The following is a 22558-nucleotide window of genomic DNA, read 5'->3' as shown; positions in this document are numbered from 1 at the left end:
ACTGCAATGGTGTGGAAAATCTTTCTTTGGACTGTGCTGGGGGCTGGCGCTTTGATGCTGGCCATCCTCATCGGTGTGGTCATTGGTGAAACGCCATTGCCGCTGGATACAGTGACAGCGGTGTTTGCCAATAATCTGTGGGGCGCCACCCATGAGGTTGACCGGATCGATCAGGGTATTATTTGGTCTTATCGCTTGCCACGCACACTGGTGGCAGCGGCTTGCGGTGCAGGTTTGGCGCTTTCCGGTGTTGTGCTGCAATCTTTGGTACGTAATGCTTTGGCCGATCCCTATCTTTTAGGGGTTTCGGCAGGCGCATCCACCGGTGCCGTTGCCGTAACGGTACTTGGTATCGGCGGCGGCATGATTGGTATTTCCGTTGGTGCTTTCAGTGGTGCAGCTTTGGCTTTTTTACTGGTGGTAGCACTGGCGAAAGCGGCTGGTGGCGGATCGGTGCAGCTTGTTTTGGCAGGGATTGCCGGATCGCAGCTTTTTAATGCACTGACGTCTTTTTTTATTGCAAAATCGGCAAATGCTGAACAAGCACGCGGCATCATGTTTTGGCTGCTTGGCAACTTATCGGGAGTGCGTTGGCCGGATGTAACTTTGGCTGTGCCCGCTGCTTTTTTCGGTTTTTTGGTTTGCCTGTGGTTTATACGTGCCATGGACGCCTTCACTTTCGGCGCATCCTCTGCTGCCTCTTTAGGTATTGCCGTGAGACGTGTGCAGATCATGCTGATTGGTGCGACGACGATTATGACGGCAACTATGGTGAGCCTGGTTGGTTCCATTGGCTTTGTCGGGCTGGTTATTCCTCATGCCATGCGTTTTGTAGTCGGCCCCCGTCATGGAAGACTGGTTCCGGCTTCTGCTTTGGCGGGTGCGGTTTTCTTGATTGCAGCCGATATTGCCTCGCGCACCCTGATATCAGGACAGGTGGTGCCGATCGGGGTTGTGACCGCGCTTGTCGGTGCACCCGGTTTTGCGCTGATTTTAATCAGTAACCGGAGGCGGACATGAGATTAAGCGCTGAAAATCTCGGTTGGACGACCAAGGGCAAAACGATTGTTGCGGATGTCTCTATTGATATTCAACCGGGAGAAAGTTTTGGTCTGATTGGGCCAAATGGCTCCGGTAAATCGACCCTGTTGCGATTGCTGGCTGGCTTGGTACCACGCGCGCAAGGCAAGGTGATACTAGACGGGCAATCTATTCAGCGGCTTTCAAGGCGTGAAATAGCACAGCATATTGCCGTCGTTGAACAAATTGCCGAAACCACGGAAGCACTGCTGGTGCGTGATGTCGTTGAACTTGGGCGCACACCTTGGCTTTCGGCACTTGCCCCTTTCGGCACGCAAGATCGCGTAATCGTTAACGAGGCACTTGCAGCGGTTGATATGTGCCACATGGTTGACCAGGATTGGGCAACACTTTCCGGCGGGGAGAGACAGCGTGTCCATATTGCGCGTGCGCTGGCGCAGCGCCCGCGTCTTCTCATTCTTGATGAGCCGACAAACCATCTGGACATTCATCATCAATTAGCCCTCTTGCGCTTGGTTAGTTCTTTGCCGGTCACTGTGGTGATGGCCCTGCATGACCTTAATCAGGCAATGCAATGTGACCGTTTGGCAGTCATGGATAAAGGCCGCATGATTGCATGTGGTGCACCGGCAGAAGTGCTGACGCCTGAACGTATCTCGGGCATTTTTCGTGTTGGTGCCCGTCCGCTCCATGATTGTACCGATGACAGTATGATTTTTCGTTTCCACCATTTAGAGGAACAGAACTGATGAAATTCATTGCCGCTTTGTTGATGGGACTGGTTGTAACACCTGCACTCGCCGAAACATGGGAAGTGAAAATGTATAACCGCAATGAGCATGGTTCGATGATTTATGAGCCGGAATATTTGAAAATTGCACCCGGTGACTCTGTCAAATTCGTCAAGTCACATCCGGGCCATAATGCGGCAACCATTGACGGTATGATTCCGGAAGGTGCAGAGCCGTTTAAGTCAAAAATCAATGAAGAAAATTTTACCATCAGCCTGCCTGTCGAAGGTAGCTATGCGATTAAATGTTCACCGCATTACGGCATGGGCATGGTGATGCTGATTGAAGTGGGTGAAAATGCGCCGGCTCCTGTTTTGGCGGACGATATGCCCAAGCGTGCGCGTGAGCGGTTTGAAAAAATTATTGCTGGGAACCGCTCCTAATGAGCAGTAATTATGACCTGATCGAAGATATTCGCGATTACTGGTCACGTCGTTCAAAAACATTCGATCTGGCATTTGGCCATAAGATTGCAGATGGTTTGGAGGCTGATGCTTGGGCACAGCCTATCCGTGATCATTTAGGCGAACCGCCTTTACGGGTTTTGGAACTTGCCTGCGGAACCGGTGAGGTGACGAAGCTTGTTCATGGCCTTGGTCATGATGTGACGGCGATTGATTTTTCTGAAGATATGCTGGCCGTTGCTCGTGCCAAACATGCAGGCAAAGAAAACTTGCGCTTTCTTCTGGCCGATGCCGGTCAAACAATGGAACCGGCAGATAGCTATGATGCTATTTTATGCCGGCATCTGGTCTGGACACTGGTGGAACCGGAAGTTGCTTTTGCTGACTGGTTCCGGATTTTGCGTTCAGGTGGCAAATTATTGATTTATGATGGTGATTGGGCAAAGCCGAAGCCGTCTGGTCACTGGGCTGCGTGGCTGTTGGGAATCTGGGATCGTTTGTCACCCGATGATTATTATGATGGTGCCATCAGTGAGCGACACGCTACAATTATGGATCGGTTGCCCTTTGGTGACGGCTTGACCGCAGAACGTCTTATTCCGCTGCTTGAGGCTGCCGGATTTCATATCAAGTGTCAGTTGTCTCATGAGCCGATTGCCCGTGCACAGAGACGCACATGCGGTTTGCGTAATAACTTGCGCACACGTGTTTACAATCGCTTTATTCTGTTGGCCGAGAAACTTTAATTTTGAAGAGCGGTATTGTTTATTTGGAAAACATTGGATGACCATCAAATGTTTCACAATGACATTGTGAAAACCAATTGCGATTGGCTATGAGTAGTCAACCCTGTTTTGCTACTGGAGTGTTCAATGAAGTCTGATATCGAAATCGCTCGCGCTGCTCATAAATTACCCATCACCGAGATTGCTGCGAAGCTTGATCTCGTGACAGATGATTTTTTGCCTTATGGTCATGATAAAGCAAAGCTGACACATGATGTAGTCAACCGATTAAAAAGCAAGCCGCGCGGCAAACTTGTTTTGGTAACATCCATTAACCCGACACCTGCGGGTGAAGGCAAAACGACGACATCTGTCGGGTTGGGCGATGCACTAAACAGAATGGGCAAAAAGGCTGTCATTTGTCTGCGTGAACCAAGCTTGGGGCCTAACTTCGGCATGAAAGGTGGTGCTGCGGGTGGCGGCTATTCGCAAGTTATTCCGATGGAAGATATCAACCTGCATTTCACCGGTGATTTTCATGCGATCAGTAGCGCCAATAATTTGCTCGCAGCGATGATCGATAATCATATCCATTGGGGAAATGATCTAAAATTTGATACGCGCCGTGTCACATGGCGTCGTGTGGTTGACATGAACGATCGCGCTTTGCGTGATATCACGGTTGCATTAGGCGGCCCTGCCAATGGATATCCGCGCGAAACCGGTTTTGATATTTCTGTGGCCTCTGAAGTGATGGCCATTCTTTGTCTTGCCGAAGATTTGGCGGATTTAAAAGCGCGCTTGGCACGTATCATTGTTGGTTACAATTTGGATAAACAGCCGATTACCGCCGCCGACCTTAAAGCAGATGGTGCAATGACGTCATTGCTGAAAGATGCTTTGCAACCAAATCTGGTGCAGACAATTGAGAATAATCCGGTATTGATCCACGGCGGACCATTTGCCAATATTGCGCATGGTTGCAATAGTGTGATTGCAACCAAAGCTGCGTTGGCGCTGGGCGATTATGTCGTTACGGAAGCAGGCTTCGGCGCTGATCTTGGGGCAGAGAAATTCTTCAATATCAAATGCCGGAAAGCAGGTTTGAGTCCTGATGTTGTTGTAGTGGTTGCTACAATCCGTGCCCTGAAAATGAATGGCGGCATGGCCAAGAGTGAGCTTGGTGTCGAAGATACGCAAGCATTGAAAAACGGCAGTGTTAATCTTGTCCGGCATGTTCAAAATGTGCAAAAATTCGGTTTACCGGTTGTGGTGGCTATCAACCATTTTGCAACAGACACGGATGCAGAAACTGCACTTTTGAAGGAAATTTGTGACGATTTGGGTGTCAAAGCTATCTTGTGCCGTCATTTTTCTGAAGGTGGGGCAGGTGCGGAAGTTTTGGCGCATGAAGTTGCCCAATTGGCCGATAATAATCACGACACATTAAACTTACTATACGAAGATCATTTGCCTTTATGGGAAAAAATCCAAGTAGTGGCCCGTGAAATTTATGGCGCAGCTGATGTCAGTGCGGATGCTTCTGTGCTGAAGCAATTGGAGCAGTGGCAGAATGCGGGTTTTGGCAACTTGCCGGTTTGCATGGCCAAGACGCAATATAGTTTTTCAGCGGATCCCACCTTATTAGGCGCACCTTCCGGACATATAATTCCTGTCAGGGAAGTAAAATTATCAGCTGGTGCAGGATTTATTGTGGTCATTTGCGGAAGCATCATGACGATGCCGGGGCTTCCGCGTGTGCCAGCTGCTGAACATATCGGCTTGAATGCAGAGAATGAAATTCAAGGTCTGTCTTAATAACCATCTTGAATATTAATTACCCAAGGGATGATGGATTTTCATCCTAAATGTTAAGCAAAGAACTGCAGTGATCACCCAAGCCGGACTACAGGCTTGGGCGATTTTTATTTTTCTTGCATGATTTTGCGTCTCTGCCAGTAACGGTTGCGCAGGCGTGGTGCTATAATCCACGAAATGAACGGGGTAATCAGAAAACTTAAGATAATGACTGCCGGTAACAAATATTTTGCTTCTTCTGAAAGTTCCGGCACCGACAAGACGATTACTGCTCCGATACCAAAAAGAACGGCACTAACCATCACGCTTAATGCGGCCGCAATCTGAAATCTGACTGATGTCATTTTCTCCTCCTTTTTAAAACTTAAAGGTCAGGATGAGTTATTTTTTCTCCGCTGATTTTTTATGTTTGGCACGTCCGGAGCCACCTGGTTTTTTACCCCCGCCATCTTGTTTGTTGACGGTTGCCCATGCAATCCTTTCGGCTTCTTTTTCCGGAGTGCCGTCTTTTTCATATCCTTCGGCTATATGTTCTGCTTTGCGTTTTTGCTTGTCCGTATATTTGGACTTGTCACTGCGTTCCATTGTCTTCTCCTATATCTAAGTTGAATGACAAACGCTCTGTAAAGGTAACGGCGGGCAAAGCTTATTGGTTCCGGATAAAATAAATTCAAAATTCAATTCACAAAATAATTCTAATATATCAAAGACTTGATGAAACGATCCAGGTGCAGAAGCATTTACTTTATGTACGTCATAACAATGATCGACAAGATGGAGAATGAACATGCGCCGTATTCTTATTGCAACTTTCGCAACTGCCGCCCTGATGTCTTTTGCAACTGCACAAACCGTCACTACAACAGAAACAGAAGTTTTTGTTACTGCGCAAACCGCCATTCTCATCTGCACACAACTGATCGTCGTTGCCGGATTGATTTCGACGGGGCAATTCTTGAGAGAAGATCAAGAGCTTCGCCCTTTCTGCCTTCTGCTATAAAATCCGCTAGAAGCACCCACTCACGCCATGAGCGGTCTGTGTAAGCTTCGTTGTCGCCACCGTTTCGGCGGCTTTCTAGCTCGTGGTCAAGCTGCGTCGTGGATATTTCATCTATGTAGTCGATAGCGTCAAAATCGATACAAGCCATTACCGACCTCCCGTATTTTCATAAGGCAGTCAGAGCCAATGAATTGTGCTTCTTCTGGCGTGATGTAGCCGGAGCTTTGCTCACGTTTAGCCATAAGAATTTGTGCAAAGGCTCTTGAAATGAATTTACCTCGATGGTTGGCAGTCATTGGCTTGCCTGAGTACGCCATCCACTTACGAATGCCTTCTCATGCCATTTTCATGGCTTTTGACTGGGTAGAGTAATCACGGGGGCGCTTTGCAGGCCGCGCTGCATCCGTGGCAGTAACCCTTTGTGCGCCCGTTAAATCTGTGTGTGCAATCTGCAAAGCTGATCATTCAGGTAAACCAATCACATCAACCACGAAAAAGGTCTGTGTATTGGATGAGGCAGACGGTATGCATCTGCCTCATATGGTGGCTTATCTCAAGTGCGGGCTGACATCGCTAATAAAGCTTTACGGAATTTAAAAAAGAACATAGCGTGACTCATTAAAGAACTTGACGGGAACATGATTTAATGTCACTCTACATAACACTGGGTAATCCGATTTGAAAGGCAGCTTAACAGCTGCTTTTTGTTTAGTACTGTGACATTTCAATTATAAATATATTTGACGACATAAGAATTGGATTGCTATGTAGTTTTTATGATTATATGTCCAGAAACCCCTGAAGATATACAAAATATTCGTGATTTAGTCACTTCGGCTTTTGAAGATGCCCCACATAGCGACAGGACAGAAGCATTTATTGTTGACGGCCTGAGAGAAGCTGGCGCATTAACAATTTCACTTGTAGTTGTTCAAGCTGATCGGATTGTAGGACACGTTGCGTTCTCGCCGGTGGCAATCGAAGGGGCTGGGGCAGGGTGGTATGGCCTTGGGCCAGTTGCTGTACATCCTGATTACCAGAAAACAGGCATTGGCACTAAGCTTATTGAAGCTGGTCTGGCAAAGTTGAAGGCACTGTCTGCTTCAGGATGTGTGGTTCTGGGTGATCCGCAGTATTACGCAAGATTTAACTTTAAGTGCGACCCGGCTTTGGTTTTCCGGGGTGCACCTGTTGAATACTTCCAGTGCTTGGATTTCACTAATGAACCAAGACACGGCACAGTCTTTTATCACGAAGCTTTTTATGGGGCTTAAGCCAGTTTATAAAATTTGATTGTATGATAACGGTCTTGCACTGGCTGAGTGATGATGAAAGAACAAGACCTTAGGCAAGATATGAGAGAGGCAGCTTAAAGGCTGCCTTTTCGCATTATGCATTAATGCGGAAGAATTGAATTAATACGATTTACCAAGTCATCTAACTCAAATCTAATGGCTTCGATTTCTTTTTCGTGTTCTGATTTGTGAATGTGGTCTTCAATCTTTGCCTTAATCTCATCGATCTTGACTTTGATGTGTTCCACTTCGGTTTTGATGATATGTGCCATTAGTTATCCCTTCAAATAGCGAATTATGCGCTGAATTTACACAATGGATTTGTATAAGCAAACAATACAGGGACGCACCTTAAGGAAATACGAGGTGTGGATTATTACTTATCTTCGCCATTAGACTAACAGTAGGTCAACGCCCTTTGAATGTGTCTGTTATGGTTTAGCTCGAAGAAGGTAAATTGAAGTCACAATCGGAGACGGTGCGTCAGAGAAACAGCCACTAAATTGGCGTGATGATTTCGCACTGATCAATGAACCGGAAGAACAAGATTTTGAATGGGCAGATGCTCGAAACGAACGGCGCAGACAGAAATACGCCGAAAGGCAGAAGGCAGCTTAATTGTTAAATCCCACCGTAGCTAATTGCCCATACTGCATATAGTAGGGTTACAAGCCAAGATATAATAATCGCATAATCTATGATCTTTTCCATCGTGAGCGAATAGCTGAGCACTCAAGAAGCGGCAATTATCCTAAAGGATGACACTTTAACAAAACCTGCCACGCCCCGGCGCACCAAGGTGGGTTGCTTAATAGCGGCGGCGCCTTTAGCTCGACTATCAGAAACTTGATAAGAATCATCCTATATGTAAGATACTTAGTGCTTGGCAGTATTGCCGAGCTTTTTGTGTAACTATCAGATTTAGGAGGTTCTTATGAAATTCGCCATGAATACATTTGATAGCCCCAATCGTGATGGTGCGCGGGTTAAAGCCAGAGAGCTTACAAAAATCTACACTACTCCGCAAATCCCGGTTGTGGAGATAGCAGAGATGAACGGTGTCAATGTTGTTTTCTCTGATATGGGAAAGTTTGCTGAAAAGGTAGCTGACTTACTCGATTTTCGTTCCAAACGGATTTACGTAAATGTAGCTGACCGACCTCAAAGGCAGAGGTTTACTGTCGCCCATGAGTTAGGGCATTGGATATTACATAGAGAGGCTTTCGAGAAAAACCCCAAGGCTTACCCAGTTCTTCCACGGTTTCAAGCTGTTGAACGTAGCAATGCTTTTGAGCAAGACGTGAATGCTTTCGCTTCGGAAGTTCCTCGTCCCTAAGCACTTCTTACGCCTGTAGCCAAAGCTCCCGTATCTATGCTTGCTGATATTTTCGATGTTAGCAAAACTATGATGGAGATACGACTACAATATGCTTGATGATACGGCGTCTCAAACCGTAAAACATCTGAGCCTACCATAGACGATATTCTCAAAGAGATAACTCGCTTTGGTGAGCCTGTGCCTACAAACCGTCCTGAAGCGATTGATGATGTAGTCCGGGAAAGAGAGTGGGCTGATGATGAATTAGCGTGCGCTAAACTGTCAGCCTTTCAAAATCACCATGATAGCAAAAAGAAGTGGTCGGATTTGGCTGGTGGGATTTTACTTCATATGCTTGGCTGCTTCCTATTCTGCTGGTGCAGAATTTTGCACAAATTGTTGGTCTAGCGATTGTGATTGTAAAGGCATTATTTGGGTCTTTCAAAAAATAGTGTCCTGCCTGTTCTGTAGCCGTCAGTAGTAATCTCTAGCCCTGCCTAGTGCGGGGTTTTTGTTTAGAGAAGGGCAGGTGCTTAAACACCCACCTCAATCTCATGTCGCGCGGCTTGCGCTAAGAATGATGAGCGCGTTAAACCACGGTCTTTTGCAACACTGTCGATTGCTTTAAGAATGCCACGTTCAAATGTGACATTCACTCGCATGACTGCGTTATCGTCTTCGATGAGGGGTACAGATACGAGATAAGCGCCTTCGGCTAATTCAGCGCGCACATCGTCACGAGCTAAGATGTCGGCATGACTGGACGCCTCAGGCAAAGTTTCATCCTCAGCATAAAGCTGCAAGGCTTCAATTGCGTTCTTTACGATATCTTCAGCTTCGTCAGACGCAGAAAAGACATTTGGTAGATCAGGAAACTGAATACCATAGGCGCTATCTGCATCTTTATGTACCAATGCGAAATAGTGTTTCATTTGGTTTTCCTCTTATGTGGAGCTTTGCTAAAACAATGATTATTGCGGTTAAGGGGCTGGTTATTCCCAGCCCGCTTGTTTCGCTATCGCCTTTGCCGTTCCAATCGGAAGGTCTTTCTTAGGGTGGGGAATTATGATTGTAACTTCCCCTTTTCTGAACTTGTGGTGAGAACCTTTCACCGATATTAATTCAAACCCTTCGCTTTCTAGGCGTTTAATAATCTTCTTACTGTCTCGTAGCATCAGCCCTCTGCGCTTCTTAATGTGTATATAAATACACAACAACGGGTATGCAGTCAATAGTGGTGTGTAAAATAATACACATAAACTAGGATAATTATGACTGCTGACATCATAGACTTCACGGGCACCACTACACTGGACATAGACCCAGATCGTATTTTGCAAAGCGCAGTTGGCCAGATGGAGCAGGTCGTTATCATTGGTTGGGATAAAGACGGGCAGACATTCACTACGCATGAAGTGATTAATGGGAAGCGGGTTAAAGTCCAAGATAGTTTCCGACAGTTTTCCAGCCCCTCTGATAGCGTCTCCGGCTACGCTGATTTTCTGAGTTCGAATAAACGTTATCAACCAATGCTTCAGGCTCAAGGACTTGATGCTCAGGTGGCAGCGCTCGGGCGTTCAAACCAGAGCTGATCGCTTCAGCTGGTGGTTTGCTTTCAGGGCTTGGCGGTATGGCCGCTGGATCATCGCCAATTCAGTGGGCGCTTGCCATTATCATGGTTGGGGCTTTTGGTATCGGTGTTTATTTCCTGATTAAACGCATGCAGGAACAATCTGCATGAGGCTCACACTTCAACACATCACCGGCGCGATTATCGGAGGGCCAGTTTCAGGCCTCTTTTTTTATGCGCTTGGGGTTCATGACGGCAAACAACAGGCCGCGCTTAAAGCTGCCGAGGCAATTAATCAGGCAATCCAGAACAGGGCAGGGATTAATGAAACAATCAACAATATGGATGCTGAGCGTCTCTGTGTTGAGCTTGGCGGGGTGCGCGACCAGTGCGAGCAATTGCGCGGGATGGCAGAAGATCAGCCTTAAGCCTGAAACGGCTGTCTATGTGGCAAGCAATGATAAGCAGGCTGGCAAAGCGATTGCCGGTCACAATGCATATGGAAATAAGGTGGGGTGCTGGTGATGGACGATCCATTGACACCATACGGTCTAAAGGTATCGGTGGCGGTGTGCTTAGAGCGCTTTCGCATAAAAACTATACATTCCGCGAGGTCATTGCGTCACCGGTGTGTGGTGTGCTTGCGGCAGGATACCTGACGGAGCCATTCGTTCATTATTTGAGGGCTGTACACTTCCCACTCCCGCCAGATGATGGGAGCAATGTCGCTATGCATGCGGGGGCGTTCCTAGTAGGTGTGTGTGGTATGTGGATCAGCGATGCTGTCTTTGAGTTGATCAGCAGGCGCTTGAAAAGCGATAAAAATTAATAATAGGTTCATTGAACCTAAAGGCCGCTACTTATAGTACTGGTCTTATTCATTTAAGTCTTTGATTTTATGGAGGATCGAATGGTGGGCGTAATAGGGATTGAACCTATGACCCCTACAATGTCAATGTAGTGCTCTCCCGCTGAGCTATACGCCCATTCGATGAAGCGCATACACCATATCAAGATGCGCTCGTCAATGCCTTTTGTGTATAAAAGTTGTTTTTTTAGCGTGTCTTTTCAAAGGCGTGGAAAAAACACGCTGTTTTTTCACTAATCAAGCAGCAATCAGCATCTTTTCGATTTCAATCACCAAATCACGCAGGTGGAAAGGTTTGGAAAGTACCTTTGCATCTTTTGGTGCATCCGAATCGGGGTTAAGCGCAACAGCTGCAAAACCGGTGATGAACATCACTTTCAGATCCGGATCGATTTCGGTCGCACGACGCGCTAACTCGATACCGTCCATTTCCGGCATGACAATGTCGGTCAGAAGAAGAGAAAAAGGCTCTTCGCGCAAGCGCTCGTAAGCGCTGGCACCATTGTCAAAGTGGGTTACATGATAGCCGGCCTTTTCCAGTGCTTTCACCAGAAAGCGGCGCATATCATTGTCGTCTTCAGCAAGAAGGATTCTCTTCATTGGTCCGTCCGAGTGTCATGTCGTTTCAGGCTTATGCTTTTGGGGGCGTACACCTGTTGCGACTCAATAGCTTTTGCCGTCTAGCAAACCCTTTTTAGGTAAATATGGAATGAATTTTCGTTAAAACAACGTCAAAAACTTTAAAAATTGCTACATAATGTCGAGTTTTGACGAAAATATGATGGAAAATTGAAAGTGCAAAGCTTGTTAGGATCAGATAAATATTCCTAAAATCGACAAGCTGTTTTCAAGATGTGCGCAGGATAACCGATCACTTGGCTGAATATGATGATTTTTTAATGACACCGGCATTCGATGTTTTGGCACCAGCCGAACAGCGCATTCCGTTCGTTTTTAATTCACCTCACAGCGGTTCGCATTATCCTGACAGTTTTCTTGATGCGTCTGCGCTTGATCGTTTGACCATCCGCTCATCTGAAGATTGCTATGTGGATGAGCTTTATGCATCGGCGGTTTTGTTGGGAGCACCAATGTTAAGGGCGCGTTTTCCACGCGCTTATCTCGATGTGAACCGTGAAGCCTATGAGCTGGATCAGCGGATGTTTTTTGAAGCAGTACCAGCTTATGCCAATACGCATTCAGCACGTGTTGCAGGTGGTCTGGGCACCGTTCCACGGCTTGTGGGGGAGGGGCGGATGATTTATCAGGGCAAAATACCGCTGCAATCCGCACTCGACCGGATCGAAAAACTTTATAAACCCTATCATGCACAATTGCGTCAATTGCTGGATAAAACACGTGACAAATTCGGTTATGCCGTGCTGATCGATTGTCATTCGATGCCGGCAGGTTTGGAGCAGCCCAATGGACGACGGGCAGATTTTATTATTGGCGACCGCTTTGGCCGTGCCTGTCATATCGGCTTGGCGGCTGCAACTATCGATCTTTTGCAAAATTATGGTTTTGATGTTGCCTATAACAAGCCTTACGCGGGTGGTTTTATCACCGAACATTATGGCAAGCCCGCCGAAAATATTCACGCATTGCAATTAGAATTGAACCGCAGTCTTTATATGAATGAAAAGACGCTTGAAAAGCTTGTCAGTTTTGATCTGTTACGTCGTGATTTGTATAGTTTTTTAAGTGATTTGACGGCATTGCCGGACAGTGCTTTGGGCTATACGCAACTAGCCGCGGAATAGGATTTATTCGCCGGTGGCAAATGTAAACATCTTTGTATAAATCAACAGAGATTTGTAGTTATGCAGGGAGAGCGGGTTTGCTTATTGATCAGGCATTTTTTCAAAAATTGGCAGATGTAGCCGCAGCCGAAAGCTTGCCGCGGTTTCGTCAGTTTAATGAAATTGATAATAAATATACGGTTGGCTTCGATCCGGTAACGGAAGCGGACCGCGCGGCAGAGCGTGCAATTCGTGCAGTCATTAGCGAAGAATTTCCTGATCACGGTATTTTGGGCGAAGAATATGGCGCGCATAATACCGATCACAGCCATGTCTGGGTTATTGATCCGATTGATGGAACGCGTGCTTTTATTTCCGGTTTGCCGGTATGGGGAACATTGGTGGGGCTGACAATTGATGGTGATGCCAAGGCCGGAATGATGTCACAGCCATTTACAGGTGAACTTTATTTCAGTGATGGAAGGGGCGCTTATCTCAGTCATGGTTCGGCTCCTTTGCGAGTATTGAAAACCCGTCAAACGAAGAATTTGAAAGAAGCGACACTATTCACCACCACTCCGTCGCTTTTTAAAGATAAAAAACATGCTGGCTTCAAGCGCTTGCAACAAGAGGCACAGCTGACACGTTATGGTGTGGATTGCTATGCTTTTGCCATGCTGGCGTCAGGTTTTGCTGATGTGGTGATTGAAACGGGGCTGCAACCTTATGATATTGTTGCTCTTATTCCAATTATTGAGCAGGCAGGCGGCGTGATTAGCCACATTGACGGGGGGCCAGCTGAAGCTGGCGGCGATGTGATTGCTGCCGCAACCCATGAACTTTATGAAGCAGCTATTGCGACTTATCTTGGCTGATGATCGGCTTGTTTTGGGCGTCGGGAATAAAAGCATCGAACGCCGCCCAAAATTGCTGTCGGTAATGATCATCTTCCTGCATCAACTCGTGACGGGCGCCATCAATCGTGATGAAAGACGCTCCACGGATTTTACGGGCATAATCTTGTGCAGCTCTGCTGGAGACGATTGTATCGCCACCAGCCAAAATGAAAAGCGTTGGTATTTTCGGGGAGGTCAGATTTTTCGGACGATTTAATTGGTGAATGGCATGTAGTGCATTGAAAACCCAAGTAAAAGTGGGGCCAGCCAGTCCGAGTGTCGGATGGTTATAAATGATCTTCTGATTGCGCTCGTAGCGTATTTGATCGCTAGTGAGAATATTACCGGAAAATTCACGCTTATTGCCTGGGGGAATTCCACGTTTGGCATAGGTTTTGCCGAAGCCAGAAAATGTCATCAAACGGCTCAAGCGGCGCAAGTTTTTTTCGGACAATTTGTTGCCTGGAAAGCCTAATAAAGGTGCGGCGAGCACAACGCGGTCAATATACGGTATAAGATGCGGCATGGCTGAAAGTGTGATCAAACCACCTGCAGAATGCGCGAGGATATAATAGGGTGGCGGGCATTCGTTTAAAACGATTGAATGGATAAATTGCTCCAGATCATCGGTATAATCTTTGAAGCGGCGCACAAAGCCACGGTTTTTATCTTTGATGAGTCGGTCGGAATGTCCCTGACCCCTCCAATCCATGGTTGCGACATGAAAGCCGCGCATATGCAAATCATCGATGGTTTCGTAATATTTTTCAATACACTCATTGCGCCCGTGCAGCAGAATGACTGTGCCACGATTGTGCTGCGGATGCGAAGGCACCAAGGCGTAACGCAATTTTTTATGATCTTTGCTGGTTAAAAACCCGGCCTGAAACTGTTGTGGTTTCAGATTGTCGCTGGTCTCGAATAAAATCTCGTCGGCTTTTTCATGTGTATCTGGTTGGGCGGAGGTGGTCACATGAAGGCCTTTCAGGGAACAAACTGATATAATTCAATATTTATATAGGAAAGATATTATGGTTGCAGTGGTTAAAAAATTAAGTTTGAGAGAATGTTAGCGTGTTTTTATAAAAAATAAACCGGAGCGGATGAAAAAAACCAACCGCTCCGGTTTGTATATTGCCCATATAAGGGACGTTATCCGGGCAATATTAATTTATGTGCGGGTAAAGTGCGGACGACCGATATAACGCTGGCCGACAATTTTACCGCTGCGGGAATTGACGATGAGCATAACCTGACGACCTTTGTTATTATGGGCACGTACATAATATTCATCGCGTTGCTGACGAATATTGTGTGTGCGATAGCCTTGGCGATGCAGCATTCTTTTAATTTCGCCCGGCTTCATCATCTGATTGCGGTAGTTGTGCGGCGGTTTTTTCCAATCATGGCGCGGGCTGTGGCGGCCACGATCGTTCCATGAAGAATGAACTTTAACGGTTAGTTCGTTAGCCGGCGCAGCTGCCGCAGGAAGCGATATGCCGGTGACGATGGTTGCAAGGGTTGCCAGAGTAATAAGCGCTTTTTTCATCTTCAATTTCCTTCAACTTCAAATTTCAATGCCCTGGATATTGAGGGAGGCGTGGTTATTTTGTTGATGATGCCAATATAAAAGATGCTGCCTGAACGAAATCAGAAGTCCTTGTTCATTTCATATTCATACGGATTGCGGCCGTTAAAGTGGTCAAAAAAAGCTAAAAAACTTCAAATAAAAAGTCTTGAAAAGGAGAAATATGGTTCCCACATCTGGATTGTAGCCGCCACATAAGGGGCTGCCGGCAATAAGAATTCGCCATATCGGGGGTTCTGCCGCCATTAACGCAACTTTGTCGCTCTTAAGGAGGGCTTTATTCATGCGTCATGTAGATTTTTCTCCATTGTACCGTTCCACTGTCGGTTTTGACCGCCTGTTTTCAATGTTTGATTCCTTGGCTCAGCCAACAGAAGGTGCGCAGAGCTATCCGCCTTATAATATCGAGCGGACTGGCGAAAATAATTACCGCATCACCATGGCGGTGGCCGGTTTCTCCGAAAATGAGCTTGAAATTGAAGCTCACCGCAACCAGTTGACCATAAAGGGCCAAAAGTCTGAAGAAGAAGGTGATAATACCAGCGAAGTTCTTTATCGCGGTATTGCATCCCGTGCTTTTGAACGCCGGTTCCAGCTTGCTGATTTCGTAGAAATTTCGGGTGCCAGCCTGAAAAACGGTCTGCTTCATATTGATCTGATCCGGGAAATTCCTGAACAGATGAAACCGCGTAAAATTGAGGTGACACAAGCTTCATCCAATGGTACGCAGATTGAAGCGAATGTGAATGCTTCGAAGCACTAATTTGTATTAAAGAGGAGCCCCGATGGCTGATAGCCATCGGGGCTTTTTTTATCTGTGTTTTAGGTTCAGGCGATTAAAGCACCAAACCGGTCAATTTCTTCTTCGGTGTTGGCAAAGCTGGTGACAAATCGGGCGAAAATTTCGCCTTCACTTATTTTGTCTGCTTCTGAATGCGGCGGGTTCCAATCGTAAAAAATGGCACCTGCCTTTTGCAAACGGTCATAAGTGGTTTGTTTCATGATCGCAAAAACTTCGTTGGCCTGCGGCTTCCATGCCAAGCGAACCTGCGATGATGCATCAATATGAGCGGCCAGTTTTTGTGCAAGCTTATTGGAATGACGCGCCAAATCCAGCCACAGATCATCTTGCAAATAGGCATCAAATTGTGCCGCGATGAAACGGGTTTTGGAGAAGAGCTGTGCTGCACGTTTGCGGATAAACGGCAGATCCTTAGCGCGGTCCGGATTCATGAACACAAGAGCTTCGGCGCACCAGCAACCATTTTTCGTGCCGCCAAATGAGACAATATCAACCCCTTGACGCCATGTCATGTCTGCAGGAGATATGTCAAGTGAAACAAGCGCATTGGCAAAGCGTGCACCATCCATATGCAATGGTAGATTATGTGTTTTACAAATGGATGAGAGTTCTGCAATTTGATCAAGTGAATAGAGTGTGCCGACCTCGGTCGCCTGTGTGAACGTTACCGCCATCGGCTGTCCGGCATGAATGAAAGCCGGATTGAACCGCTTCAGTTCTTTACGCAATTTGGACGGATCAATACGACCATTGGCACCATCAACAGGATGTAAACGGGCACCACCAGTGAAATATTCCGGTGCGCCGCATTCATCTTCAATCACATGGGCTTCGCGGTGGCATAAGGTGACACCGCCCGGACGGTTGACGCTTGCCAGTGCCAGTGAGTTGGAAGCAGTGCCGGTGCCGACAAAATAAACCGCCACTTCGCGTTCAAACAGTTCATTGAAACGCTGCTCTACTTTTTTGTCGAGTTCGCTTGTGCCATAGGCGGCGGCAAAACCACCTGCATGTTGGGCGAGACTTTCTGCAATGGTCGGGTGAGCGCCTGCCCAGTTATCGGATGCAAAATGCAAGATGGTCTCCATTCATATAAGGCCAGATGTGATGAAGCTGTTATGCCTTTGCAATGAAGAGCCGTCCAGAGCTTCCCGAAACTTATGATCATTTATTTGTGGTGGAGCGGAAATAATCGGCACGATCAGGATAGGGGCTGTAAGATTTTTCCGGCTTAACGGGATTAAGTGTGGCGGAGGCAGGCGCTGCACCAAGCAAAACACCGCTTTGATCTGCAGCGTAATCTCGCAAACTCACCGCTGGCAGGCGATTAATACGTGAAACTAAGCCAATACCGGTTTCAGTGGTTGCTGAGGCGTTTGGCTCACTTTGTTGTTCAGTCACACTTAAAATTTTACGCAACGGTTTTTCAACATAAAAGGCTAGTTTTCTTTTGCCTGCCGAAGTGAAACCTATGCCGTCGGTGCTGCGTAATTGTGCATCCTGTCCGTTGATATCAAGTCCGGTTATCGTGGCATTACCATCTTCGCCGGTAAAACCAGCCCAAACATCAATAAAACTGGCACCCGATTGCTCGGCTGTGCGGCGGTAAACTTCATTAAGTGCCAGCATATTTTTGGACATGGCGCGCGAAACATATGGTGGCTGTCCCACCCAAATCAGCGGATAACCGGCGCCTTTTACTGTTTTGATAAAATTATCAATGCGCGCCTGATAGTCAGCTGTCCACTCATCACTTAAAAAGGGATGGATTTTGCCATTTGTGGTAATGATCTGGCGATCATTGGCACCGATCATCATCACGACGGCTGCAGGTTTTTCCTGCTCCAATAGCGCCGCAATTGATTGGTTCCAATCATAATAGTCCTGCCGGACAAAACCGGAGGAGCCATTGGACAAATCGCTGATGCGCACGGATGGATTATCATTAAAAGCTTCTGTCAAACCATCGGCAAGGCCTGAGCTTGAAAAATCACCCAGTATCAGAACATTGTTGGCATCATCGAGTTTCTGTACAAGATGCTTGGGCAATGGAACAGGTATAGGGATCCGTGCCGGCGAAGGTTTGCGCGGGGCAGGCGGAATTGGTTTTCGGACTGGTGCCTGACGCTGCGGGGTGGCCTGTCTCGGTGCAGGTGGTTCTGGTGGAGCCGCTTTTTTCTCACCAAAAAGCATATCAAACAAAGTTTTAGGCTGTGCTGCAGCACTTTGCGGTAATAGCAGGACAGCCATAAGCCCCGCCGACAAAAGATAAGTCAGCGGGGCTTTTTTAACAGTTAATTTGCTTGATAGACACATGGCGTTTTAACGTCTGCGCAAAACGTTCAAGACCTCTTTGCTCGGGTGGCCGTCAGCACTCAAACCGTTGCGTTTTTGAAAGGCTTCAATTGCCGCGCGAGAGCCGGAGCCGATTTTGCCATCAATTTTGCCATCATAATAGCCAAGGGCTTTGAGATGGTTTTGCAATTCTTCGCGCTCGTTCATGGTGATCGGGGTAAATGGACGATTCCAGTCGCGTACCAATCCCTGATAACCACCAATACGATCCGCCAAAAGGCCGACAGCCAGTGCATATTTATCAGCATTATTATAACGTTTGATAACGTTGAAGTTTTTACCCATCAAGAAAACCGGGCCTTCACGACCGTCCAAAACGCGCAAAGTTACGCTTTCGTTCGGGCGTGGGAAAGGGCGTCCATTGGCGCGCTTGACACCAAGTTTCTCCCATTCTGAAACAGTCAGCGAGCCTGCCGGGAACTTGCGGCCAGCTGGCAGGATAACTTCATAGCCCCATGTCTGACCTGTTTGCCAGCCATTACGGGCGAGCAAATTGGCAGCGGTACCCAAAGCATCAGGTACAGAGTTCCAGATATCACGTTTGCCATTGCCATCCATATCGACCGCATAGGCTTGATAGCTGGTCGGGATAAATTGGGTGTGGCCTAACGCACCTGCCCATGAGCCGGTCAGATGTTTGCGGGAGATATCACCAGTCTGCAAAATTTTCATTGCAGCAATCAGCTGCGTACGACCGAATTTGGCGCGCTTTGGATCTGCATAAGCAAGGGTTGCCAGTGAGCGGATTGTGTCCATCATCACATCGTCACGTTTGAGAATTTCACCGTAATTACTTTCCATTGACCAGATGGCAAGCAAGACATTCTTATCAACGCCGAAACGTTGTTCAATCCGTTGTAACCATGGCCCCCATTTGCGTGCCATTGCCTGACCGGTTGCAACTGAATGCTCGTTGACGCGATTATCGATGTAATTCCAGATCGGATCGACAAATTCAGGTTGATAGCGGGCTTTACGCAAAACTTCCGGATCGGGTGCTGTAACACCGGCAAATGCCTGATCATAAACACGGGCGTTTACACCGTTTTGAATGGCTGTATTGCGAAAACTTGCAACCCATTGACGGAACTTAGCGTCGGCTGATGCAGGCGCAGTTGATAAACCCATCAACAGAGCAAGCACTGCAGAAGAGAGCGCAATCTTGGTTTTCGAAATTGTCTTCACTGTGAATGGAAATCGCAGCATAGTTCTGTGTTTCCCTTCTCTTTTAGGGGGCTTTCAAATGGATGAAGCCTGAATGGCTCCATTTTAACAGATTTTAACATGTGCTGGTTAGCATTTAGTTTACCATGCACCAGTAATTCGAAAATATTGAGACTTTAAGGTATCAAAATGGATGCCAAGCAAAAATGTTAAAGATGCATATTTAAAGTGATGGATTGTAGCCTTTTATATTAAATAGTGGAAACCTTTGTATTATAAGCTAAACAAAGAAAATGTTGTTATTTATAAAGAACTGAGGAGTGGCATGAGTTCAGTGAAAAAAATCCGTAAAGCTGTTTTTCCGGTAGCAGGTTTGGGGACGCGCTTTTTGCCTGCAACCAAATCAATTCCGAAAGAAATGCTGACGGTTGTTGATAAACCGGTCATTCAATATGTGGTTGATGAAGCTCGTGAAGCCGGTATTGAACATCTGATATTTGTTACCGGCCGCAACAAAGCAGTTATCGAAGATTATTTCGATGCCCAAGTTGAACTTTATACAACGCTGCAAGAACGCGGTAAAACGGCGGAGCTGGAGCATATGCGACAGTTGCAGCCGCAACCGGGTACGACAAGTTTTACCCGTCAACAGGTACCTTTAGGTCTTGGCCATGCCGTTTGGTGTGCGCGCGAATTGGTTGGTAACGAGCCTTTTGCGCTGCTTCTGCCGGATATGGTGATGCAATCCGAACGCGGTTGCCTTGCTGATATGGTGGCTCTCTATGAACAAACCGGCGGCAACATCATTGCCGTGCAGGAATGTGATCCGAAAGATGCGCATAAATATGGTATCGTCGGACAGGGCGAGAGCGTTGCGAACGGTTTTGAGATTACCAAAATGGTTGAAAAACCGGCAAAAGGCACTGCGCCTTCCAATCTTTACATCAATGGTCGTTATATTTTGCAGCCTGAAATCTTTGATCTGCTCAGCAAGCAGGAAAAGGGTGCCGGCAATGAAATTCAGCTGACCGATGCGATGTTGAAACTGGCGGATGAACAAAAGTTCTACGGCTTTAATTATCAGGGGCTGACTTTTGACTGCGGCTCAAAAGAAGGTTTTATCGAAGCCAATGTGGCTTTCGCTTTGTGGCGCAATGATATCCGTCCGAATGTGGAATATTCAATTGAGCACTTGCTGAAAACAATCAAAGCAAGATAAAATCTTACTATGAAATGCATATAAAAAAGGGGCCTTAAAAGCCCCTTTTTTATTATTTGAAGTCGGTCAGTTAGCCGCTTTGAATTTGGCAACTGACAAGAAAGTGACGGCTTGACCACTGAAGCTGTTTACACGCTCTGTGGATGGAATGTCACGTTGGAAACCTGCAGTGTAAACCATGGCGGGCGCTTCACGCATGGCGTCATTACGCAAAACCGGATTGGTAACAGGGACGGCATTGGCAACGGATTCAGTTGACATAGCCAGTTGCGAAACAGGTGCTGTCGCCGGCTGAACAATGGCTGCTTTGTTGGCCTTGGCTCTGTTGCCGTTTGGCTTGGCTGATTTTGCAGTCGTGCGTGACTTGGTGTCGAGGCTTGCGACCTGAACATTATTCTTCGGAGCTGTATTCGCAGCCACCACAGGAGTTGGTACCGGTGCCTGTGCAGGTGGCGCTGCAACTGGTTTTGATGCCGGTATTATTTGGGCCGTTGCAAAATCATCGTCAGCTGGCGGCGCAATCAGTTCGCCTTGTGCGGCGATAGCTGCAAGTTGCTGGCTGGCAGCACGAGGCGTTGGTGCTGCATTTGCGGCTGCGGTCTGCTCGTTTTTGAGAAGGTCGGCAATCGCATCACTATTCGATGCAGACGCCATTTGCATTTCACCAGAAAGACTTGCCGGACGACTTGCAGGAACGGGAACGAAGCCTGCGAGCATGGTGGGTGCCGCATCAGCAACGGGGGCTTGCGTATCAGTTGCAGCTGCCATCGCAATTGCATCTTCAACGGCGCTTGCCGGACGGCGTGCCGGTACGGGAATAATGCTGTGTGCGACAGCGGTGTTTTGTGTTTCCGCAGGTGCTGCGGCAATTGCAAATGGAATATTGTCAGGTTCGGCAGGCAGTGCCGGAGCGGTTGGGACAGCAGCAACGGGTGCTGCTGGTCGCGGAGCTACTACCGGAAGCGGGACATTACGCGTCGGCAGCGCAGCGATCAAAGGTTCTGCCGGTGCCGGAGCCGGTGCTGTTGCCGGTACGGCAGTCGGTACTGAAGGGCGTGGTGCTGCTGTTGCCGGACGGCGTGCCGGAGTTGCGGCGCGGATATTGTCGTCATTGACGTCTTCTTCTTCATCTGCACCGCCGCCAAACAAGGCGCCGAATAAAGTGGCACTGCGTTTTTTGGATGGAGCAGCACTGGCAACAACAATATCGCCGCCGGAAGATTTACGACGCTCGACTTCAGCCAAAGCTTGCTTGTAGCCTGGCAGGGGCTTGCCGTCGGACGGAATATGAACGGTTTTCCCATCCGGGAAGAGAGCCAGCAATTCCTTGCGGCTCATGCGTGGCCACGCACGAACACCGCCCACGTCCAGATGGATGAAAGGCGAACCGGACTTTGGATAGTATCCAACGCCACCAATTTGATAACGCATGCCTAATTGGCGCAGTTTTGTCAGTGGAACACCGGAGATAAAGAAGTCCATAGCTTTACCACGGGTATGTTGGCTGTTTTCAGCCACACCACTCGTGGTAGAACGCAACATTTTGTTGGTTGCAGGAGAACGATAGGCCGAGACAACCGTAATATAATTGGAAGAACCGGTCCCTTTATAAACTTGCCATACGAGATCGAACAGACGCGGGTCCATTTTCGTTGGCTCATTACGGCGCCAGTCACGCAAAAACACATTAAGCTTTTGCAGGCCTTCTTTCAGGTAGCGGCCATCTTTTTTAAATGTGATTTCGGCGCGCTCGCCGGTATGCACATAATAAAGTTTCAGACTACGGGTTTCTGCCGAGGCGACATTGGGCATCATAACTGTTGTAGCAGTAACCGCGAAAGCTGCACCTGCAATAATGCAGCGCAGGAACTTTGCTTTGATGCGGTTATATCCCGTTTTGATAATCAAGGTGCTGTCCATCAATTCGTATAGCCTTACCGTTCTTTCAGTCGGATCACTGAC

At 47.4% G+C, this 22558-nt stretch carries 25 protein-coding genes, 1 tRNA gene and 2 pseudogenes; 14 read left to right on the top strand and 14 right to left on the bottom strand.

The features are described from left to right. Positions 1 to 6: 6 nt before the first annotated feature. From JNC77_RS09905 to JNC77_RS09885, 5 genes are all read left to right on the top strand, one after another. Positions 7 to 1020 (top strand): FecCD family ABC transporter permease, encoded by a 1014-nt coding sequence (locus tag JNC77_RS09905; RefSeq protein WP_461667940.1) that lies wholly within the window; start codon positions 7 to 9, stop codon positions 1018 to 1020. Next, on the top strand, positions 1017 to 1790 hold the full coding sequence (locus tag JNC77_RS09900; RefSeq protein ID WP_374831980.1) for an ABC transporter ATP-binding protein: 774 nt from the start codon (positions 1017 to 1019) through the stop codon (positions 1788 to 1790). Before JNC77_RS09905 ends, JNC77_RS09900 begins: the two co-directional genes overlap by 4 nt. Then, entirely contained in the window at positions 1790 to 2215 is a 426-nt protein-coding gene (locus tag JNC77_RS09895; protein WP_374831978.1) for a pseudoazurin, read from the top strand. Before JNC77_RS09900 ends, JNC77_RS09895 begins: the two co-directional genes overlap by 1 nt. Continuing rightward, the gene (locus JNC77_RS09890; protein ID WP_374831976.1) at positions 2215 to 2982 is read left to right on the top strand and encodes a class I SAM-dependent methyltransferase; all 768 of its coding nucleotides are present in this window, start codon (positions 2215 to 2217) and stop codon (positions 2980 to 2982) included. Before JNC77_RS09895 ends, JNC77_RS09890 begins: the two co-directional genes overlap by 1 nt. 126 nt (positions 2983 to 3108) lie before the next feature. Beyond that, positions 3109 to 4779, top strand: coding sequence for a formate--tetrahydrofolate ligase (locus tag JNC77_RS09885; protein WP_374831974.1), 1671 nt, complete (start codon positions 3109 to 3111; stop codon positions 4777 to 4779). Positions 4780 to 4886: 107 nt separating this feature from the next. Here the strand turns inward: JNC77_RS09885 and JNC77_RS09880 are convergent, their stop codons facing one another. Together JNC77_RS09880 and JNC77_RS09875 are read right to left on the bottom strand one after the other, a co-directional pair. Continuing rightward, entirely contained in the window at positions 4887 to 5123 is a 237-nt protein-coding gene (locus tag JNC77_RS09880; RefSeq protein WP_374831972.1) for a hypothetical protein, read from the bottom strand. Between the two features lie 64 nt (positions 5124 to 5187). Further along, a pseudogene (locus JNC77_RS09875) lies at positions 5188 to 5364 on the bottom strand (plasmid stabilization protein); the annotation flags it as partial. Between the two features lie 202 nt (positions 5365 to 5566). Here JNC77_RS09875 and JNC77_RS09870 point away from each other — a divergent pair. Continuing rightward, the gene (locus JNC77_RS09870; protein WP_374831970.1) at positions 5567 to 5779 is read left to right on the top strand and encodes a hypothetical protein; all 213 of its coding nucleotides are present in this window, start codon (positions 5567 to 5569) and stop codon (positions 5777 to 5779) included. Positions 5780 to 5907: 128 nt separating this feature from the next. Here the strand turns inward: JNC77_RS09870 and JNC77_RS09865 are convergent, their stop codons facing one another. Beyond that, a complete protein-coding gene (locus JNC77_RS09865; RefSeq protein ID WP_374831968.1) occupies positions 5908 to 6075 on the bottom strand; it encodes a hypothetical protein in 168 nt (55 codons plus the stop codon). Between the two features lie 459 nt (positions 6076 to 6534). Between JNC77_RS09865 and JNC77_RS09860 the strand changes: the two genes are divergently transcribed. Beyond that, on the top strand, positions 6535 to 7053 hold the full coding sequence (locus tag JNC77_RS09860; protein ID WP_374831966.1) for a GNAT family N-acetyltransferase: 519 nt from the start codon (positions 6535 to 6537) through the stop codon (positions 7051 to 7053). A gap of 122 nt (positions 7054 to 7175) precedes the next feature. Here JNC77_RS09860 and JNC77_RS09855 read toward each other — a convergent pair whose 3' ends face one another. Continuing rightward, positions 7176 to 7346: a hypothetical protein gene (locus JNC77_RS09855; RefSeq protein ID WP_374831964.1), complete on the bottom strand. Its 171-nt coding sequence runs from the start codon at positions 7344 to 7346 to the stop codon at positions 7176 to 7178. A 662-nt stretch (positions 7347 to 8008) separates the two neighbouring features. Between JNC77_RS09855 and JNC77_RS09850 the strand changes: the two genes are divergently transcribed. Continuing rightward, on the top strand, positions 8009 to 8410 hold the full coding sequence (locus JNC77_RS09850; protein ID WP_374831962.1) for an ImmA/IrrE family metallo-endopeptidase: 402 nt from the start codon (positions 8009 to 8011) through the stop codon (positions 8408 to 8410). Between the two features lie 515 nt (positions 8411 to 8925). Here the strand turns inward: JNC77_RS09850 and JNC77_RS09845 are convergent. Then, a complete protein-coding gene (locus JNC77_RS09845) occupies positions 8926 to 9324 on the bottom strand; it encodes a type II toxin-antitoxin system HicB family antitoxin (RefSeq protein WP_374831960.1) in 399 nt (132 codons plus the stop codon). A gap of 60 nt (positions 9325 to 9384) precedes the next feature. Next, positions 9385 to 9567, bottom strand: a complete 183-nt coding sequence (locus JNC77_RS09840; RefSeq protein WP_374831958.1) for a type II toxin-antitoxin system HicA family toxin — start codon at positions 9565 to 9567, stop codon at positions 9385 to 9387. Positions 9568 to 9783: 216 nt separating this feature from the next. Here JNC77_RS09840 and JNC77_RS09835 point away from each other — a divergent pair. Beyond that, positions 9784 to 9972: pseudogene (locus JNC77_RS09835) on the top strand (glucosaminidase domain-containing protein); the annotation flags it as partial. Between the two features lie 157 nt (positions 9973 to 10129). Further along, positions 10130 to 10390 carry a hypothetical protein gene (locus JNC77_RS09830; protein ID WP_374831956.1) on the top strand — a complete coding sequence of 87 codons (261 nt, stop codon included), beginning with the start codon at positions 10130 to 10132 and terminating at the stop codon, positions 10388 to 10390. A gap of 483 nt (positions 10391 to 10873) precedes the next feature. Here the strand turns inward: JNC77_RS09830 and JNC77_RS09825 are convergent. Both JNC77_RS09825 and cpdR read right to left on the bottom strand, forming a co-directional pair. Then, positions 10874 to 10948: transfer RNA gene (locus tag JNC77_RS09825), tRNA-Val, on the bottom strand. 119 nt (positions 10949 to 11067) lie between these two features. Next, complete coding sequence (cpdR, locus tag JNC77_RS09820; RefSeq protein ID WP_374831954.1) at positions 11068 to 11430, bottom strand: cell cycle two-component system response regulator CpdR; 363 nt, start codon at positions 11428 to 11430, stop codon at positions 11068 to 11070. Between the two features lie 299 nt (positions 11431 to 11729). On the opposite strand from cpdR, the gene JNC77_RS09815 reads away from it, so the two are divergent. Further along, positions 11730 to 12593, top strand: coding sequence for an N-formylglutamate amidohydrolase (locus JNC77_RS09815; protein ID WP_374831952.1), 864 nt, complete (start codon positions 11730 to 11732; stop codon positions 12591 to 12593). A 77-nt stretch (positions 12594 to 12670) separates the two neighbouring features. Then, positions 12671 to 13447 (top strand): histidinol-phosphatase, encoded by a 777-nt coding sequence (hisN, locus tag JNC77_RS09810; protein ID WP_374831950.1) that lies wholly within the window; start codon positions 12671 to 12673, stop codon positions 13445 to 13447. Here hisN and JNC77_RS09805 read toward each other — a convergent pair. Continuing rightward, positions 13425 to 14441 carry an alpha/beta fold hydrolase gene (locus JNC77_RS09805; RefSeq protein WP_374831949.1) on the bottom strand — a complete coding sequence of 339 codons (1017 nt, stop codon included), beginning with the start codon at positions 14439 to 14441 and terminating at the stop codon, positions 13425 to 13427. The two genes, hisN and JNC77_RS09805, sit on opposite strands and share 23 nt — an antisense overlap. A 198-nt stretch (positions 14442 to 14639) precedes the next feature. Then, positions 14640 to 15017 carry a hypothetical protein gene (locus tag JNC77_RS09800; RefSeq protein ID WP_374831947.1) on the bottom strand — a complete coding sequence of 126 codons (378 nt, stop codon included), beginning with the start codon at positions 15015 to 15017 and terminating at the stop codon, positions 14640 to 14642. Between the two features lie 322 nt (positions 15018 to 15339). On the opposite strand from JNC77_RS09800, the gene JNC77_RS09795 reads away from it, so the two are divergent. After that, positions 15340 to 15819 carry an Hsp20 family protein gene (locus JNC77_RS09795; RefSeq protein ID WP_374831945.1) on the top strand — a complete coding sequence of 160 codons (480 nt, stop codon included), beginning with the start codon at positions 15340 to 15342 and terminating at the stop codon, positions 15817 to 15819. A gap of 65 nt (positions 15820 to 15884) precedes the next feature. Here the strand turns inward: JNC77_RS09795 and JNC77_RS09790 are convergent, their stop codons facing one another. From JNC77_RS09790 to JNC77_RS09780, 3 genes are all read right to left on the bottom strand, one after another. Beyond that, positions 15885 to 16934: a threonine aldolase family protein gene (locus tag JNC77_RS09790; RefSeq protein ID WP_374831943.1), complete on the bottom strand. Its 1050-nt coding sequence runs from the start codon at positions 16932 to 16934 to the stop codon at positions 15885 to 15887. Between the two features lie 88 nt (positions 16935 to 17022). Beyond that, the gene (locus JNC77_RS09785; protein WP_374831941.1) at positions 17023 to 18108 is read right to left on the bottom strand and encodes an SGNH/GDSL hydrolase family protein; all 1086 of its coding nucleotides are present in this window, start codon (positions 18106 to 18108) and stop codon (positions 17023 to 17025) included. A gap of 72 nt (positions 18109 to 18180) precedes the next feature. Then, positions 18181 to 19419, bottom strand: coding sequence for a lytic murein transglycosylase (locus JNC77_RS09780; protein ID WP_374831939.1), 1239 nt, complete (start codon positions 19417 to 19419; stop codon positions 18181 to 18183). 283 nt (positions 19420 to 19702) lie between these two features. On the opposite strand from JNC77_RS09780, the gene galU reads away from it, so the two are divergent. Continuing rightward, positions 19703 to 20596 (top strand): UTP--glucose-1-phosphate uridylyltransferase GalU, encoded by an 894-nt coding sequence (galU, locus tag JNC77_RS09775; RefSeq protein WP_374831937.1) that lies wholly within the window; start codon positions 19703 to 19705, stop codon positions 20594 to 20596. A 66-nt stretch (positions 20597 to 20662) separates the two neighbouring features. On the opposite strand, the gene JNC77_RS09770 is transcribed toward galU, so the two are convergent. Continuing rightward, positions 20663 to 22411 (bottom strand): peptidoglycan L,D-endopeptidase MepK, encoded by a 1749-nt coding sequence (locus JNC77_RS09770; RefSeq protein WP_374832157.1) that lies wholly within the window; start codon positions 22409 to 22411, stop codon positions 20663 to 20665. Positions 22412 to 22558 lie beyond the last annotated feature (147 nt).

The organism is Paenochrobactrum pullorum (genome assembly GCF_041929845.1).
Taxonomy (GTDB): domain Bacteria; phylum Pseudomonadota; class Alphaproteobacteria; order Rhizobiales; family Rhizobiaceae; genus Paenochrobactrum; species Paenochrobactrum pullorum.
The sequence above is the reverse complement of the archived record's forward strand: the minus strand, read 5'-3'. Positions and strand labels throughout refer to the sequence as shown.

What these genes read in the sequence shown, in the direction of transcription:
- JNC77_RS09905 (WP_461667940.1), top strand. Translation starts at nt 7, where the DNA reads ATGGTGTGGAAAATCTTTCTTTGGACTGTGCTGGGGGCTGGCGCTTTG.
- JNC77_RS09900 (WP_374831980.1), top strand. Translation starts at nt 1,017, where the DNA reads ATGAGATTAAGCGCTGAAAATCTCGGTTGGACGACCAAGGGCAAAACG.
- JNC77_RS09895 (WP_374831978.1), top strand. Translation starts at nt 1,790, where the DNA reads ATGAAATTCATTGCCGCTTTGTTGATGGGACTGGTTGTAACACCTGCA.
- JNC77_RS09890 (WP_374831976.1), top strand. Translation starts at nt 2,215, where the DNA reads ATGAGCAGTAATTATGACCTGATCGAAGATATTCGCGATTACTGGTCA.
- JNC77_RS09885 (WP_374831974.1), top strand. Translation starts at nt 3,109, where the DNA reads ATGAAGTCTGATATCGAAATCGCTCGCGCTGCTCATAAATTACCCATC.
- JNC77_RS09880 (WP_374831972.1), bottom strand. Translation starts at nt 5,123, where the DNA reads ATGACATCAGTCAGATTTCAGATTGCGGCCGCATTAAGCGTGATGGTT.
- JNC77_RS09870 (WP_374831970.1), top strand. Translation starts at nt 5,567, where the DNA reads ATGCGCCGTATTCTTATTGCAACTTTCGCAACTGCCGCCCTGATGTCT.
- JNC77_RS09865 (WP_374831968.1), bottom strand. Translation starts at nt 6,075, where the DNA reads ATGACTGCCAACCATCGAGGTAAATTCATTTCAAGAGCCTTTGCACAA.
- JNC77_RS09855 (WP_374831964.1), bottom strand. Translation starts at nt 7,346, where the DNA reads ATGGCACATATCATCAAAACCGAAGTGGAACACATCAAAGTCAAGATC.
- JNC77_RS09850 (WP_374831962.1), top strand. Translation starts at nt 8,009, where the DNA reads ATGAAATTCGCCATGAATACATTTGATAGCCCCAATCGTGATGGTGCG.
- JNC77_RS09845 (WP_374831960.1), bottom strand. Translation starts at nt 9,324, where the DNA reads ATGAAACACTATTTCGCATTGGTACATAAAGATGCAGATAGCGCCTAT.
- JNC77_RS09840 (WP_374831958.1), bottom strand. Translation starts at nt 9,567, where the DNA reads ATGCTACGAGACAGTAAGAAGATTATTAAACGCCTAGAAAGCGAAGGG.
- JNC77_RS09830 (WP_374831956.1), top strand. Translation starts at nt 10,130, where the DNA reads ATGAGGCTCACACTTCAACACATCACCGGCGCGATTATCGGAGGGCCA.
- cpdR (WP_374831954.1), bottom strand. Translation starts at nt 11,430, where the DNA reads ATGAAGAGAATCCTTCTTGCTGAAGACGACAATGATATGCGCCGCTTT.
- JNC77_RS09815 (WP_374831952.1), top strand. Translation starts at nt 11,730, where the DNA reads ATGACACCGGCATTCGATGTTTTGGCACCAGCCGAACAGCGCATTCCG.
- JNC77_RS09800 (WP_374831947.1), bottom strand. Translation starts at nt 15,017, where the DNA reads ATGAAAAAAGCGCTTATTACTCTGGCAACCCTTGCAACCATCGTCACC.
- JNC77_RS09795 (WP_374831945.1), top strand. Translation starts at nt 15,340, where the DNA reads ATGCGTCATGTAGATTTTTCTCCATTGTACCGTTCCACTGTCGGTTTT.
- JNC77_RS09785 (WP_374831941.1), bottom strand. Translation starts at nt 18,108, where the DNA reads ATGGCTGTCCTGCTATTACCGCAAAGTGCTGCAGCACAGCCTAAAACT.
- JNC77_RS09780 (WP_374831939.1), bottom strand. Translation starts at nt 19,419, where the DNA reads ATGCTGCGATTTCCATTCACAGTGAAGACAATTTCGAAAACCAAGATT.
- galU (WP_374831937.1), top strand. Translation starts at nt 19,703, where the DNA reads ATGAGTTCAGTGAAAAAAATCCGTAAAGCTGTTTTTCCGGTAGCAGGT.
- JNC77_RS09770 (WP_374832157.1), bottom strand. Translation starts at nt 22,411, where the DNA reads ATGATGCCCAATGTCGCCTCGGCAGAAACCCGTAGTCTGAAACTTTAT.